General features: G+C 39.6%; 12 protein-coding genes. 3 read left to right on the top strand and 9 right to left on the bottom strand.

Features of this window, described 5'->3' with window-relative positions:
• Positions 1-2: 2 nt before the first annotated feature.
• From ACSX1H_RS16060 to ileS, 9 genes are all read right to left on the bottom strand, one after another.
• The gene (locus ACSX1H_RS16060; RefSeq protein ID WP_439185253.1) at positions 3-971 is read right to left on the bottom strand and encodes a Gfo/Idh/MocA family protein; all 969 of its coding nucleotides are present in this window, start codon (positions 969-971) and stop codon (positions 3-5) included.
• A gap of 1 nt (position 972) precedes the next feature.
• Positions 973-1,551: an acyltransferase gene (locus ACSX1H_RS16055; RefSeq protein ID WP_439185252.1), complete on the bottom strand. Its 579-nt coding sequence runs from the start codon at positions 1,549-1,551 to the stop codon at positions 973-975.
• Entirely contained in the window at positions 1,548-2,681 is a 1,134-nt protein-coding gene (locus ACSX1H_RS16050; RefSeq protein WP_439185251.1) for a DegT/DnrJ/EryC1/StrS family aminotransferase, read from the bottom strand. Before ACSX1H_RS16050 ends, ACSX1H_RS16055 begins: the two co-directional genes overlap by 4 nt.
• Positions 2,682-2,745: 64 nt before the next feature.
• A complete protein-coding gene (locus tag ACSX1H_RS16045) occupies positions 2,746-4,017 on the bottom strand; it encodes a nucleotide sugar dehydrogenase (RefSeq protein ID WP_439185250.1) in 1,272 nt (423 codons plus the stop codon).
• A gap of 5 nt (positions 4,018-4,022) precedes the next feature.
• Complete coding sequence (locus ACSX1H_RS16040) at positions 4,023-5,147, bottom strand: Wzz/FepE/Etk N-terminal domain-containing protein (protein WP_439185249.1); 1,125 nt, start codon at positions 5,145-5,147, stop codon at positions 4,023-4,025.
• 5 nt (positions 5,148-5,152) lie between these two features.
• Positions 5,153-7,579 carry an SLBB domain-containing protein gene (locus ACSX1H_RS16035; protein ID WP_439185248.1) on the bottom strand — a complete coding sequence of 809 codons (2,427 nt, stop codon included), beginning with the start codon at positions 7,577-7,579 and terminating at the stop codon, positions 5,153-5,155.
• Positions 7,580-7,839: 260 nt separating this feature from the next.
• On the bottom strand, positions 7,840-8,442 hold the full coding sequence (locus ACSX1H_RS16030) for a lipoprotein signal peptidase (protein ID WP_439185247.1): 603 nt from the start codon (positions 8,440-8,442) through the stop codon (positions 7,840-7,842).
• 150 nt (positions 8,443-8,592) lie between these two features.
• Positions 8,593-8,970 (bottom strand): TraR/DksA family transcriptional regulator, encoded by a 378-nt coding sequence (locus ACSX1H_RS16025; protein WP_439185246.1) that lies wholly within the window; start codon positions 8,968-8,970, stop codon positions 8,593-8,595.
• Between the two features lie 31 nt (positions 8,971-9,001).
• Positions 9,002-12,433 (bottom strand): isoleucine--tRNA ligase, encoded by a 3,432-nt coding sequence (gene ileS / locus ACSX1H_RS16020; protein WP_439185245.1) that lies wholly within the window; start codon positions 12,431-12,433, stop codon positions 9,002-9,004.
• Between the two features lie 135 nt (positions 12,434-12,568).
• On the opposite strand from ileS, the gene ACSX1H_RS16015 reads away from it, so the two are divergent.
• The 3 genes from ACSX1H_RS16015 to ACSX1H_RS16005 all read left to right on the top strand — a co-directional run bounded on the left by ACSX1H_RS16015 (position 12,569) and on the right by ACSX1H_RS16005 (position 15,749).
• On the top strand, positions 12,569-13,603 hold the full coding sequence (locus ACSX1H_RS16015) for a radical SAM protein (protein ID WP_439185244.1): 1,035 nt from the start codon (positions 12,569-12,571) through the stop codon (positions 13,601-13,603).
• Between the two features lie 132 nt (positions 13,604-13,735).
• Positions 13,736-14,431, top strand: a complete 696-nt coding sequence (locus tag ACSX1H_RS16010) for a DUF5020 family protein (protein ID WP_439185243.1) — start codon at positions 13,736-13,738, stop codon at positions 14,429-14,431.
• Between the two features lie 16 nt (positions 14,432-14,447).
• The gene (locus ACSX1H_RS16005) at positions 14,448-15,749 is read left to right on the top strand and encodes an NCS2 family permease (RefSeq protein WP_439185242.1); all 1,302 of its coding nucleotides are present in this window, start codon (positions 14,448-14,450) and stop codon (positions 15,747-15,749) included.
• Positions 15,750-15,771: the final 22 nt, after the last annotated feature.

The following is a 15,771-nucleotide window of genomic DNA, read 5'->3' as shown; positions in this document are numbered from 1 at the left end:
GCTTATTTATCAAATGGGTGTTTTGCCAATGGCTTCTTTGCAAAGGGATGGTAGTCTCCTTTTAGGCCAACCGGCTTCTCATGACGGATTGAATGAACAATTTCAATGGCCTGGCGCGGCGCTTCAACACCGTATCCATTACCCTTCAATATTTCTTCGTAGCTTCGGGTATGTAAATCGGTAAAACCACCGCTAAACTCTAACTCTTCGCCTTCAATTGTAATGGAACGATAAGTACGCTGTCCCTTGGCAATCACCTCTTCGGGCAATACCTGATCATTTATGGATAAAAACCAACGCACCCGAGCACGGTCAAACTCCAGATACCCTGCTGCCCGATCATGCGTATGAACATGCACCACATTTTTGGTTACCTTTCCAAATATAAAAGATAACATATCATAGAAGTGTACTCCAATATTGGTAGCAATACCACCTGACTTCGACACATCTCCCTTCCAGGACGTGTAATACCAATGTCCCCGAGAAGTCAGATAGGTTAAATCAACATCATAGATCTTATCCTGAGGTCCATTCTCAATCTTCTCTTTAAGGGCAATTATACTTGGATGAACACGTAATTGTAATATATTATTGATTTTCCGCCCAGATTCTTCTTCCATTCGTGCTAAAGCATCAATATTCCATGGGTTTAGTACCAGTGGCTTTTCACAAATAGCATCCGCATCACGTCTTAAGGCCATTCGGATGTGTGCATCATGCAAATAATTTGGGGTACAAATACTCATGTAATCAACTCGAACACCTTTGTCATATTTCAACATCTCAATATGCCGATCAAAACGTTCTGTCTCAACAAAAAAGTCTGCATTTGGAAAAAAACTATCCATAATACCAACTCCATCATAAGGATCTAATGCAGCAATAAGATTGTTGCCTGTTTCTTTAATTGCCTTTAAATGTCGAGGAGCAATATATCCGGATGCTCCAATTAAAGCAAAGTTCTTCATATTAGATAGTTTTTCTTACGCTATTATTAATCAATTGATACCTTTCTTTACTCTCGGGACAGCTTGCAATATTATCATCGTCAAACTTCAGGCGATGTCCATATTCACTCATCCATCCAATCTGTTTACTAGGGTTACCCACTACTAAGGCATAAGGCGGAACATTTTTAGTTACCACTGCACCTGCCCCGATGAAGGCATATTCCCCAATATCATGACCACAAACGATAGTTGCATTGGCTCCTATTGATGCTCCTTTGCCAACATGTGTCCTTGCATATTGCCCTCTACGATTAATAGCACTTCTCGGATTCGTCACATTAGTAAAGACCATGGACGGCCCTAAAAACACATCATCATCACAAGTCACCCCGGTATAAATTGAAACATTATTCTGAACTTTAACTTTATTTCCAAGTCTAACCTCAGGTGATACAACAACGTTTTGACCAATATTACAAGCATTACCGATGATACAGTTACTCATGATATGAGAAAAATGCCAGATTTTTGTTTCGCTTCCTATCTGACACCCTTCATCTATAACGGCGGTTTCATGTGCGAAATATTTGTTTTTCATTTAAGCGCTTTAATAGATTCTTTAACACCACTAACAATAAAATCCTGCATGTCTTTAGTCATCTCCGTATGAATTGGCAACGACAATACTGTTTTTGAAAGCTCCTCTGTTATCGGATAATTCACTGCATCTGAATTATTCTGTAAATATGCTTTTTGACGATGCAATGGAATCGGATAATAAATCATGCTTGGTATGCCATTTTCAGTCAGTTTGTCTATTAATGCATCCCTATTAACCCCTTTTACCTTAATTGTGTATTGATGGTAAACATGGCTTGAGTAGCTTGCTCTAGCAGGTATACTTATTTCCTCCATATTATGAAACTCTTGATCATAAATAGCAGCTGCTTCTTGACGTGCCTTGTTATAATCGTCCAAATAAGGTAGTTTAACATTAAGAATCGCCGCCTGAATAGTATCTAGCCTTGAATTACAACCAACAATATCATGATGGTATTTAATACTCTGCCCATGACTGGCAATCATTTTAGCTTTTTTGGCCAATTGTTCATCATTAATTAACATGGCTCCTCCATCACCATAACATCCCAAATTTTTCGATGGAAAAAAAGATGTACAGCCTATATCCCCCATAGTTCCTGCTTTCTTTCTTGTACCATCAGAAAAGGTATATTCTGCTCCTATAGCCTGCGCTGTATCTTCAATTACAAAAAGATTATGTCTTCTGGCAATGTCTAAAATCCCTTCCATATCCGCACATTGTCCGTATAAGTGCACGGGAACTATAGCCTTTGTTTTTGATGTAATCTTTTTTTCAATTTGTTCTACACTAATTGTAAATAACTTCTCATCTACATCCACAAATACAGGCTCCAGCTTTAATAGAGCAATTGCTTCAGCAGTGGCCACATATGTATGAACAGGCACGATAACTTCATCGCCTGGCTGCAAATTCAGAACCATCATGGCAATTTGCAATGCATCGGTACCATTGGCACATGGCACTGCATAATTGACGTTATTATACTTAGCCAGTTCTACGGCAAATTCGGCTACTTGTTTACCGTTAATAAACGAAGTATTATTAATTACCTCTTGTATTGCATTATCAACATCGGTTTTTATTCTTTCATACTGACCTTTAAGATCAACCATCTGTACCTTCATAAAGAATCCAATAATTATAAGCTTCGTTAACTATTTTTCATTTAATGATTCTAATTTATCCAACTTACAGTCTTGCCGTAATCTGATTTTTAGGAAGTATTGCTTTTACATCAAAAACAATAGAGCTAGCATCCATTTTTATACTATCAATATTCAACTTTAAAAATTCCTGGTGCGCTACGGCCAATATAATACCATTGTATCTTTTATTATCCAACTGTTCGATTAATCGAATTCCGTATTCTTCTTTTACCTCATTCATCTCTGCCCAAGGGTCATAAACATCAACATTTACACCATAGCCTTCAAGTTCATCAATAATATCTACAACTCTTGTATTCCTAATGTCAGGACAGTTTTCTTTAAAAGTAATCCCTAAAACAAGGACATTTGCATCTTTTATTTTACAATCTGCTTTAATTAATTCTTTAATAAAGTTTTTAGCAACATACGCTCCCATACCATCATTTAATCGCCTTCCTGCTAATATTATCTCTGGATGATAACCAACCTCTTGGGCTTTTTGTGCTAAATAATATGGATCAACTCCAATACAATGTCCTCCAACTAAACCCGGTTTAAATGGTAAGAAGTTCCATTTGGTTCCAGCCGCTTCTAAGACGGCTTCTGTATCTATATCTAAAAGATTAAAAATTTTTGATAATTCATTAACAAAGGCAATATTAATATCACGCTGTGAATTCTCAATGACCTTAGCTGCTTCTGCCACCTTTATTGATGGAGCCAAATGAGTTCCTGCTGTTATAATTGACTTATATAACTCATCAACTTTTTGGGCTATTTCAGGTGTTGACCCTGATGTCACCTTAAGTATTTTTGATACCGTATGTTCTTTATCGCCAGGATTAATTCTTTCGGGTGAATATCCACAGTAGAAATCCTTATTATAAACGAAACCTGAGACCCTTTCTAACACTGGTATACATTCCTCTTCTGTAGCTCCCGGATATACTGTTGACTCATAAATCACAATATCCCCGTCCTTCAACACTCTACCTACTGTTTCACTAGCCTTAATAAGAGGAGTTAAGTCTGGCCGATTATTATTGTCAATTGGTGTTGGTACAGTAATAATATAAATGTTTGCTTTCTTAATCTCGCTCTCTTCATAGGTACAAAAAAGTCCTTTATCCTGTTTGTCAAGAACTGAAACAAGCAACTCATGATCAACCTCTAAAGTACAATCATGTCCTTTATTTAATTCACTGACTCTCTCTTTATTTATATCAAACCCTATTGTCGTATAGAACTTAGCAAATTCAACAGCTAAGGGTAAACCGACGTAACCAAGTCCAATTACTGCTATTTTATCCATATTTTCTAGTTTCCTCTAAAACTCACCCAAACTAACTTACCAAATATCAGTCCTAAACCAATAAACCCACCTAAAAACACACTCACTACTAGTATGATACTTTTTTTAGGCCAACTCTTGTCGACTGGCACCTTAGCCGGTTCAATCACCGTAAAAACAGGGGTTTCTTCTTTAATCTTAATTTTAGCCTGTTCTAACTGAGTAGATAGGCTTTTATAGATACTACCTGTTATCTCATATTCATCTTTGAGCTGTTCGTATTCAATATTAATGCGCTCAGACACCATATTCCGGTGTTTATCCTTATACTGAAAAAAAGCTTCTCTGGCTGACAGGTACTCCTTTTCCTTTTCGAAGTATCGCTCCTGTATAAACTCCAGGTTCTGACGAGCTTGTTTGGTTTTGTAATCAATCACATAATTCTGCAACAAGTCAATGGCTTTTTGAACGAACTGTGCGACAAACACAGGCTCTCCAGCCTCGGCTGAAACATTGATTAGACCTGTTTTTTTATCAACTTCTATTAAAATAAGATCTTGCACAAAAGACAAGGCGAATAATTCTTCTTTAGAGAGATGCAACACCCCATAATCGGGTATGGTAGCAGCCTCCTTTTCTCCTTGTATGGCCTTTTTAATGGTCCATGGCAATTTGATGGTGTATTTTAGAACCTTATCGCCTGTTGATTCAACCGTATCCAGAAGCGCATATTCATAGATGGAAACAGGCTCCTGAAAGGCTTCGAAATGAAATTTTTGATGCACCAGCTCTTTTTTAAACGGATAGCTTTCCACTACTGATGGATATATCTCAGCCGGGATGCCACTTGCGGGACCGCCCATCATGGAACCAATGTCAACACCTGCCATACCTGCCAAAGCTCCAAGTCCTCCTAACTTGCCCATCATATCTTTTTCCTCTGAGGGTAGTAGCGTCGCATAGGCCTCATACTTTGGTTTAGAAAGAAAGGCCACTAAAAGTCCGATAAACACACAAACCGCTACACTGTAGTAAATGGTTTTTCGTCCGTTCCATATGGTTTTAGCCAAGGCCACCAAATCTATTTCATCATCCTTGATAATGCTCAGTGCCTCATGTTCTTTAGACGCATTGTTATTTTGAGTGCTCATTGTGATTAATTCGTGGCGTTAATTACAGTTACAATAGTCAGAGATAATGATGCCAAACTACTGGCGATGGCTATCCATGAAGCGGCTGACATTGGTGCCTTCTCAGGTTTCTTCGGTACCACAATCTCTGTTCCCGGCAGTACTTTAGGATAGCTATTAAAGAATACATAGTTTTTTGTCGCTGCCGCTACTCCATTGGGATAAATCACATACACCTTCCCCTTTTTGGCGCGAAGAGCAAACCCACCACCTGTGCGTACATAATGCCGTAAACTCTTCCCTTTCTGGAACGATACCGATAAAGGGTTGAGGACCGCCCCAGATACTTCGACTGTTTGTAATTCACGGGGAATAATTAGTTCATCCCCATCTTTAAGAAAGATATCATCTTTTGACCCAGGGTTTTTCATGATTTTTTCCAAATCAATACCAACTACATCAAAGCCAATATCGTTGAGTTCAATGGACTTATCATTCTTCATCAACTGCTCCCGCAGCTTCCTCTCCTTTTCCGATTTTGCGGAACGACGCGTGAGCATGGCACCCGCCGCATAAGCATCAGGTGTAAAGCCTCCTGCCCGTGCGATAATGGTGGATATCCGCTCGTTCTTCGAAGTGAGGCTAAACTGTCCTGCATAATTAACTTCACCGCGCACATGCACCACCGACTTGTTTTCAAAACCTGGTGCCCGGCGCACAAACACCTGATCGAAAGGTTGAAGAACAAATGCGGCGTCTTCGCCATGCATTTTCAGGTCTCTGGAGATATTGAACTGGTAGACATCAGCAATTTTAGCAGATGCTTTCTTGGCTTCTTCATGACTCAAGCGTCTGGATACTTCGATGTAGGAGTCGGAGGCTGATTCTTTGAATCCCCCCGCTTTAAAAACAAGATCCGACAAAGTCATGTCCTCCTGAAAATCGAACTCGCCAGGGTATTGCACATCGCCAAAAATCTCCACTGTTCTCACCTCTCGCAAACTCTCAATGGATGAAATAGTCACCATGTCTTCCCGCTGCAACTCATAGTTAACTTCCCCACGAAGAACTGCACTCACATCAAATGTGATATTCTGCAAAGACAAGTCGCTTCTTAAACGGGTAATCATACCTCTGTTTAAAAATGCATCCTCCCGTATGCCATCCGCCTTATCAATCAACTGCTTTAAGGTCAGGTTATCAGACAATTCATAATTTCCTGGTCGGTAAACAGCTCCTGTTATTGACACTTTATTTTTAAAACGTGCCAAAATAGGACCAACATAAACACTGTCACCACTTTGCAAGATAGTAGCTGCAAATTGGTCACTAAATATATCTTTAAACACTTTTTGACGGCTGGAATTGCGATACAACTCTAATCGATGTGTATAAGCCTCCTCTGTGAAGCCACCGGCATATTCAATAATATCAGCAACCGTCTCATTGTCTTTTGCTTCAAATAGTCCGTTACGCTTCAACTCACCACCTACTTTTATCCGTTTCTCATAGGTTGGAATCAGAATCACATCATCCTCTCTCAGTGGAATATTTACTGAGCTTTTCCCCTTTAACAGGTACTCATAGACATCCAGGACGGCATGTACTTTACCATTACGAATAACCTGAATATTTCGAAATGACCCATTAGGATTAGGACCACCTGATAAATATAAAGCATTGAAGGCACTCGCAGTACCAGGAATAGTATAGGTACCCGGTAAGAACACCTCTCCAATTACATTTACCTTAATGGCTTTAACACTCCCAATCGATACACTGGCAAATGTTTGGGGCGTACTTGACTTGAGATCGTTATAAATCGATGATAATTTATTTAATATGCGTTTCGAAGCGGCGTCTTGTGTCAGCCCTCCTAATCGTATCGGTCCAATATTCGGAATCGTAATGTTGCCATTTTTATCAACATTAAACATGTAGTTTTGCTGCGACATGCCCCAAACATCAATCAAAATTTCGTCACCAGCGCCAATAACATAAGAAGACGGTACCGGAATATTCACATTTGGCTCGAAACTTAAGTTTTCATTATTGAAAAACGAAAACCCAAAAATGCGTGTATCAATTTGTGCTGAATCAACAGGCTCTTTAACAGATTCAACCATATCAAAAGCCATTGCACTTTTAGTAGGATCAATTCCCATATCTGGATCTAATGGCACACCGCTCAGTTTCACCTCACGTATACGCTGCTGCAATTTCATTACTTGTTGGGATGACATGCCGCGCGCCTGAGCCAACATAATTGCCTGATCCTCGGTTAAGCCTCTTTTTTCCATCTCCTGAATCAAACGCATGATCTGCTCATCGGAGAGTTCATCAACATTCACCTTAGAGGGATCAATGGAGTTTGGGTCAACCTTTTGACCGAAGGTGGTCACTAAAGAAGCCACCGTTAGAAATAAGGAAAGAAGTACTAATCTAATTTTCATCTCAAGAAATATTTTTCATGCCTTTATGGTAGATGTACGCAACAAGATACACTACCGTTTCCTGACTCACATACCGAACATACGCCACAATGCGAGCCACCCTTAACTAATAATCTGATTTACACAACGGTGCGCACTGTGCACGCATTACACGTTACGAAAGACCGCGCGAAGTTAGGCAATATTGCCTGCAATCATGTGTTAAAAAAACTTTTTTTCAACATAATCATTACTAAAAGACCGTATCGGATATTCAGCAACTACTCTTTAAAAAAACGTTTTTGAAAGAATAATATTATGGCAATGCCAATTGTAATTGAAGAGTCAGCTATGTTAAAAACTGGACGGAAGAAAATAAATGGATTACCTCCAACGAAGGGAAGCCATTCTGGGTAACGTCCCTCAATAAGAGGAAAGTAAAGCATATCCACCACCTTACCGTGCAAAAACGATGAATAACCGCCACCTTCGGGTAAGAAGGTTGCAACCTGTCCATAGCTATGGTCAAAAATCATCCCATAAAATGCACTGTCAACAATATTGCCTAAAGCACCTGCCAGAACAAGGGCTACACAATAAATTAAACCACTCGGAGCCCCTTTTTTGCTAAGGTTGACTATGTACCATCCGATACCAACAACAGCCACAATTCGAAAAATGCTTAAAAAAGCTTTCCCAAACTTGCCTGCCAGTTGCATCCCAAAAGCCATTCCGTTATTTTCAACAAAATGAATAATAAACCAGTCGCCAAAAACAGGAATTTCGTCGCCCAACATCATGTGTGTTTTGATGTAGAACTTAGCCACCTGATCGACCAACAGAATTAAGAAAATTATCAGAAACGATTTTTTAAGTACAGACATATAAAAGTAAATTAAAGTACCATTAGCATTTAGGTGTCAATCTACTTTAAAAAGCGATGACCAACCCGGGTTATAAACGCACAAATGACCAATGGAAAATATTAGATATTCCATTGGCCAATGTTCATGCTTAATATTTTAAGAACAGTCTTATTTCTGTCCCTGTTTAGCTTCAACACTTAAGGTGGCATGCGGTACCGCCTTTAGCCGTTCCTTAGGAATCAGCTTACCGGTTACCCGACAAACACCATAGGTTTTGTTTTCGATACGAACCAATGCTGCAGAAAGATGCTGAATAAATTTCTGCTGTCGCTGAGCTAATTTCCCAGCTTCTTCTTTTGACAATACAGCAGCTCCCTCCTCTAATACTTTAAATGTAGGAGAAGTATCCTGCGTATCATTACCATCCTGATGTGTTATGGTATTTCGCAGCAATTCATAATCTTTCCTGGCCTTATCGAGCTTCTTCAGTATGATTTCTTTAAACTCCTGAAGTTCCTCATCTGTGTAACGGGTTTTTTCAGCCATAACGACTAAGTTTTAGTTATCTACCTCCCGCCTATGCTTTTTGAATATGCATAGCGGTACTTATCTCATCATCAATTTCAACGGTGTGCACACCATCGCCATTGCAATTATCTACTAATTTAACTTCTTCAGCTAAAGTTTGCGCTGCAATGTATCCGGCATGTTTTTCCACCGCATTATTAATTGCATCATGTCGCTGAATTTGTAGTCTAATTTTATCAGTCACATCAAACCCTGAATCTTTACGCAGGTTTTGGATGCGATTAACAAACTCACGTGCTATCCCTTCCTCGCGTAGCTCACCGGTCACATTAATATCCAGTGCAACAGTGATTTTACCTTCAGTGGCTACTAACCAACCCGGAATATCTTCCGATAAAATTTCTACATCTTCACGTGTCAGAACAATTGTTTGTCCGCTGACATCCAATGAATATTGCTCTTCTTTTTCGAAGATAGCAATTTCTTCCTGACCCATTGCATTAATTGCTCCTGAAATTGCCTTCATGTGCTTACCATGCTTAGGCCCAAGGGTTTTAAAATTGGGCTTAATTTTCTTCACCAACACACCTGCAGCATCTTTCAGGAACTCCATTTGCTTAACATTCACCTCTGCAAGTACCAAATCTTTAATCGCTTCCAGTTGATGCTCAAAAGCTTCATCTAATATTGGAATCATGACCTTATTTAGCGGCTGGCGAACTTTTAAATTCACCTTACGACGCAAACCTAGCACCATTGACGAGATGGATTGTGCATATTCCATGCGCTCCTCCAGTTCTTTGTCAATTAATTGCGCATCGAAAGATGGAAATTCAGCAAGGTGAACTGACACTTCCTGATATCTTCCGGAAATTTTATTTAAATCACTAAATAACTGATCGGTAAAGAACGGCGAAATTGGTGCAGATAACAACGCAACTGTTTCCAAACACGCATAAAGTGTTTGATATGCAGCCAGCTTATCTTCATTCATTTCACCACCCCAGAAACGTTTTCTATTGAGTCGCACATACCAGTTACTCAGATTTTCCATTACAAAATTCTGAATAGCTCGCCCTGCACGGGTTGGCTCATAACTCTCATAACTATCCGTTACCTCTTTCACCAAGGAGTTTAAAAGGGACATGATCCAACGATCGATCTCCGAACGCTTCTCTATCGGCACTAACTCTTCCCGTCCAGTAAAGCCATCAATATTGGCATACAAGGCAAAGAATGAGTAGGTATTATAAAGTGTTCCGAAGAACTTCCTCTTCACCTCATCAACTCCGGAAATATCGAATTTAAGGTTATCCCAAGGCTGCGCATTGGTAATCATGTACCAACGTAAAGGATCTGAGCCATACTGCTCAATTACTTCAAAAGGGTCAACGCCGTTACCGAGACGTTTAGACATTTTATTACCCTTCTTATCCAGCACCAAGCCATTGGAAATAATATTTTTAAAGGCTACAGAATCAAATAGCATGGTAGCAATAGCATGCAGTGTAAAGAACCAGCCCCTTGTTTGGTCTACCCCTTCGGCAATGAAGTCGGCCGGGTACACCTCGTTAAACCCTTCTTTATTTTCAAAAGGATAGTGCATCTGCGCATATGGCATAGCTCCGGAATCGAACCACACATCAATCAAATCAGCTTCGCGATGCATTGCTTGACCGCTATCTGAAACGAGAATAATGCCATCAACATGATGACGGTGCAAATCAATCTTCTCGTAATTTTCTTTTGAATTATTACCGACCTCAAAACCTTCGAATGGATTCGTATCCATCACTCCGGCCTCGACGGCTTTATTTATTTCATTCATCAGCTCTTCAACTGAACCGATGCATTTTTCTTCTGTTCCATCTTCTGACTTCCAAATCGGAAGCGGCGTTCCCCAGTAGCGCGAACGACTCAGGTTCCAGTCCACCAAATTCTCGAGCCATTTCCCAAAACGCCCTGTTCCTGTTGAAGCAGGTTTCCAGTTGATGGTTTTATTCAGCTCGATCATACGATCGCGGACTGCTGTTGTTTTTATGAACCAGCTATCCAGTGGATAGTATAAAACGGGCTTATCTGTACGCCAGCAATGCGGATAATTATGGACATGCTTTTCAACCCTGAAGGCCTTATTTTCCTTCTTCAGCATCACCGATAAATCAATATCAAGGGTAGCGTCATCATCGGATAAAGAAGTATCGTAGGCATTTTTAACGAAACGACCTGCATATTCTGCGTAGGCTTCCTTATTGACAAAGTTAGCCACAAACTCATCGTCCAAATCTTCAATCTTGAAGAACTTTCCGGTCTTATCAACCATTGGCTGACGCTTACCTTCCTTATCAATCAAGATAAGCGGAGCAATACCTGCTACTTTGGCAACACGGTCATCATCAGCACCAAAAGTAGGTGCAATATGAACAATCCCTGTACCATCTTCAGTAGTTACATAGTCACCCAGAATCACGCGAAAGGCATCGCCATCGGGCTTCACCCATGGCATCAACTGCTCGTATCGCACCCCTTCCAAATCCGTTCCCACATACTCACCAACCACTTTAAACGGTATCTTTTTATCTCCTTCCTGATAAGCATCAAAATCCAATTCGGCATGCTTCGGATTGAAATAATTATTCACCAGCGACTTGGCAACAATAACCGAAACAGGCTTACCTGTATACGGATTATATGACTTTACTTTTACATATTCGATTTTTGGGCCTACAGCCAAAGCGGTGTTCGAAGGCAAAGTCCATGGTGTAGTGGTCCAGGCTAAAAAGCTTAACTCTTCGTCGTTATCAAACAGCTTCTCAGAAACCTCATTGCGCACAATCTTAAACTGGGCAGTACAAGTTGTGTCTTTAACATCACGATAGCAGCCCGGCTGATTTAATTCATGCGTACTTAGGCCTGTTCCTGCAGCCGGTGAATATGGCTGAATGGTGTAGCCCTTGTAAAGCATGCCTTTATTATACAACTCTTTTAACAGCCACCATAAGGTCTCAATATATCGATTGTCGTAGGTGATGTATGGATCATCCATATCTACCCAATACCCCATCTTGTGCGTCAAATCTTCCCACAAGTCGGTATATTTCATCACATCTTTCCGGCAAGCCTCGTTATACTCAGCTACGGAAATGCTTTTTCCAATATCCTCTTTGGTTATACCCAGTGCTTTTTCAACACCTAGTTCCACTGGCAATCCATGAGTATCCCATCCTGCCTTACGCTTAACCAGGTAGCCCTGCTGTGTTTTAAAACGGCAAAAAATATCTTTAATGGTTCGCGCCATTACGTGGTGAATACCAGGAATACCATTGGCAGAAGGAGGCCCTTCGTAAAAAACGAACGTCGGTTTACCTTCTCTGGTCGTAATACTCTTCTCGAATGCTCCGTTATCTTCCCAGGCCTTAAGAACATCTTTATTTACCTGCGACAGATTTAATCCTTTATATTCCGGAAATTTTGCGCTCATTAATTAAATATTTTACCCTAATTTTAAAAAAGTGTACAAATATAGATGTTGGTACAGTTAAAAACAAACAGATATATTTATTTTAATCCTTTTACTTGTTTAAAATAATTCAGTCAAACTCCCGTTACTAAAAACATGCAGTTTGATAACAATTTAACAATGAAAAACTATTTAAACTTTTATGGACTAATAAAGCTCTATCACTCCATAAAGAGCAGGCGGCTAAAAATAATTGGCTTATACATTATAGCAAAACTTGGCTTCAGGCATTTATCACTAAGGATTGACCCTTCCCTATCCTGCAATTTAATGTGTCAAATGTGTTATTTTAGCAATCGAGAAATCCGCAAGTCATACAGGGGCAGCTTTACTAACGAAGACATGCAAAATATAGCAAAAATTTTCTTCCCAAAAGCCATCCAAGTTGTACTTGGCTGTGGAGCTGAACCTACCATGAACTCCAATTTTATGAAATTATTGGTACTTGCCTGCGAACATAAAGTTCCGAACATTAGTATAGTAACAAATGGTTTATTGCTGAGAACGAGCCAGATTGAAAAAATGCAAGAAGTTGGAGTTGATGAAATAATCATTTCAGCACATGGACTAACAAAAGAGACGTATGAAAAATTCATGACCAACAGCAACTTTGATAAGTTCATTAGTCTACTTGACTCTATAACGAAATTGAACAAAAAAGATAAAGCTTTAAAAGTTCGCATTAATTACACTGCAAACAACGACAACCTTGACGATCTAGCCCTACTCCCAAGCTTCCTTGATAGATTCGATATAAAAACTGTCCAAATTCGACCAATAATGGACATCGGAGGAAAATACAAAGAAACAATTACGCATGAAAAGCTTCCTAAATACACAGCTGTAATTGATAGCCTTATAAGCGAATGTAAAAAAAGAGAAGTCTCGTTGCTCGTTAACACCTCAGATACAGCTTATAAAAACAGAAACAACGATAGTACATTAGTTGAAAGTATTTACACATACATTTCACCTAAAATTTTATCAGAATTATCAATTGGAAAAGAAATCAACTCGCTCCAATCATATAAAAAGAATACTAAATGGTATCGTAAACTAATTTCCGGTTTTTTTAAGGATAACTCCTCAGATAAGAATTTGGAGCGTTCATTAAAATATGACATTCATTAAAACTACCTTTTATTCACTTTAAATAAGACGCCTCAAAATATAATTACAGATTTTTATCACCAATTACAACTTCTTTTTATTTACTTTTGCGCCATCAATAACTAAGTATAAACGATTAATTACGCATCACTTATGAAAAGAATTTTATTTTCATTGATGGCCATTTTGGCATTTGGAGCAGTTGCAAAAGCTCAAAACCTACAAGTTCACTACGACTTTGGTGAGGATCGCAAAATGGTTACAACCACACTGGAAATGTTTAAGCCAGACAAATACGGTAGCACGTTCTTCTTTGTGGATATGGACTACAGCAACGACTCCAGAGGTGTTGAAAACGGTGTTTCCCTGGCCTATTGGGAGATCGCCCGTAGCTTCAAATGGAATGAAACACAAAAATTAGAACCACGCATTGAATACAATGGCGGTGTGGGTTTAGGAAAGGGATTCAACTTTCCAATTAAAAACTCTTGGTTAGTAGGTGGTCAATATACCTTTAACTCAACCGATTTCTCTAAAATCCTGACACTACAAGCTAACGTTAAGCAAATTAAAGAAGGCAAGGCGAATGGCGACAACCTGACTGGTTATCAACTAACAGCTGTATGGGCCGTTCAACTATTAGAAGGAAAAGTATCATTTGTTGGTTTTGCTGACTGGTGGAGGCAAGATTCTTTTGGTGGTAGCGAGCATATTTTCCTTACAGAGCCACAAATCTGGTACAATGCCTGCAACAACTTTTCGTTCGGTGGAGAGGTAGAAATCAGCAATAACTTTGTTAAAGAAGGTTCTTTAGTTTGTCCAACCCTGGCCGTTAAGTGGACCTTCTAATTAATATAACACAATCATGTTAGAAAAATTTTTCAAACTATCGGAAAATAAGACCACTGTCAAAACGGAAATCGTTGCCGGTATCACAACGTTTATGACAATGGCCTACATCCTGGCTGTTAACCCGGATATCCTTTCGGCGACAGGCATGGATAAAGGAGCCTTATTTACAGCTACTGCTATTTCGGCAGCTGTGGGTACGTTAGTAATGGCTCTTTGGGCCAAACTCCCTTTTGCATTGGCTCCAGGTATGGGACTTAACGCCTTTTTTGCATTTGGTGTGTGTATCGGAATGGGAATGTCATGGCAGTTTGCTCTTACAGCCGTCTTCCTGGAAGGTATCTTGTTCATTTTAATGACGGCCTTTAACATCCGTGAGTTAATTATCAACGCTATCCCGGGCAGTATTAAAAATGCCATCTCTGTTGGTATTGGTCTGTTCATCGCTTTTATCGGGATGAAAAACGCCGGTATTATTATCGCCCACGATGCAACTTTTGTGCATTTAGGAGACATGAAGAGCGCTGCTGTCCTGCTGGCATTGGGAGGCATTGTTATCACTGGTGTTCTTTTAGCCTTAAAAGTAAAAGGTGCTTTATTAATTGGTATGGTGGCAACTACTGTTGTTGGTTTACCATTGGGGGTTACTCAACTTCCTCACTTTGATTTCTCTGTACCATCCATCTCTTCCATTGCCTGGCAATTTGATTGGACATGGATTAACTCGGCTGAAGGCATCTTTACCATGATTACGGTATTATTTACCTTCCTGTTTGTGGATATGTTCGATACGGTTGGTACTTTGATTGGTGTGTCAACAAAAGCAAATATGATTAATAAGGACGGTCGCATTCCTAACGTTAAGCAAGCACTGATGGCCGACTCAATTGGTACAGCAGTTGGTGCTGCATTAGGAACCTCAACGGTTACCACCTATGTAGAATCAGCATCGGGTGTTGCCGAAGGAGGACGTACAGGCTTAACGGCGCTTACTACCGCAGTTCTGTTTATTTGTGCGCTATTTTTATCACCTCTCTTTTTAATGATACCGGCGGCAGCTACAGCGCCTGCATTGGTATTAGTAGGTGTGATGATGATGACGCCTATTATGAACCTGGATTTAGATGACTTTACCGAATCTATTCCGGCTTTCTTTACATTGATTATGATGCCACTTACTTTCTCAATTGCTGAAGGTATTGTATTTGGCATTCTGTCTTACGTACTCTTAAAGCTGCTTACCGGTAAATTCAAAGATATTTCTATCATCAGCTACATCTTAGCAATACTGTTTATTCTGAAGTTTATTTTCATGTAAAAACTTCCATCAACTATTATAT

Origin of the sequence: Carboxylicivirga taeanensis, assembly GCF_051851475.1 — a bacterium.
Taxonomy (GTDB): domain Bacteria; phylum Bacteroidota; class Bacteroidia; order Bacteroidales; family Marinilabiliaceae; genus Carboxylicivirga; species Carboxylicivirga taeanensis.
The sequence above is the reverse complement of the archived record's forward strand: the minus strand, read 5'-3'. Positions and strand labels throughout refer to the sequence as shown.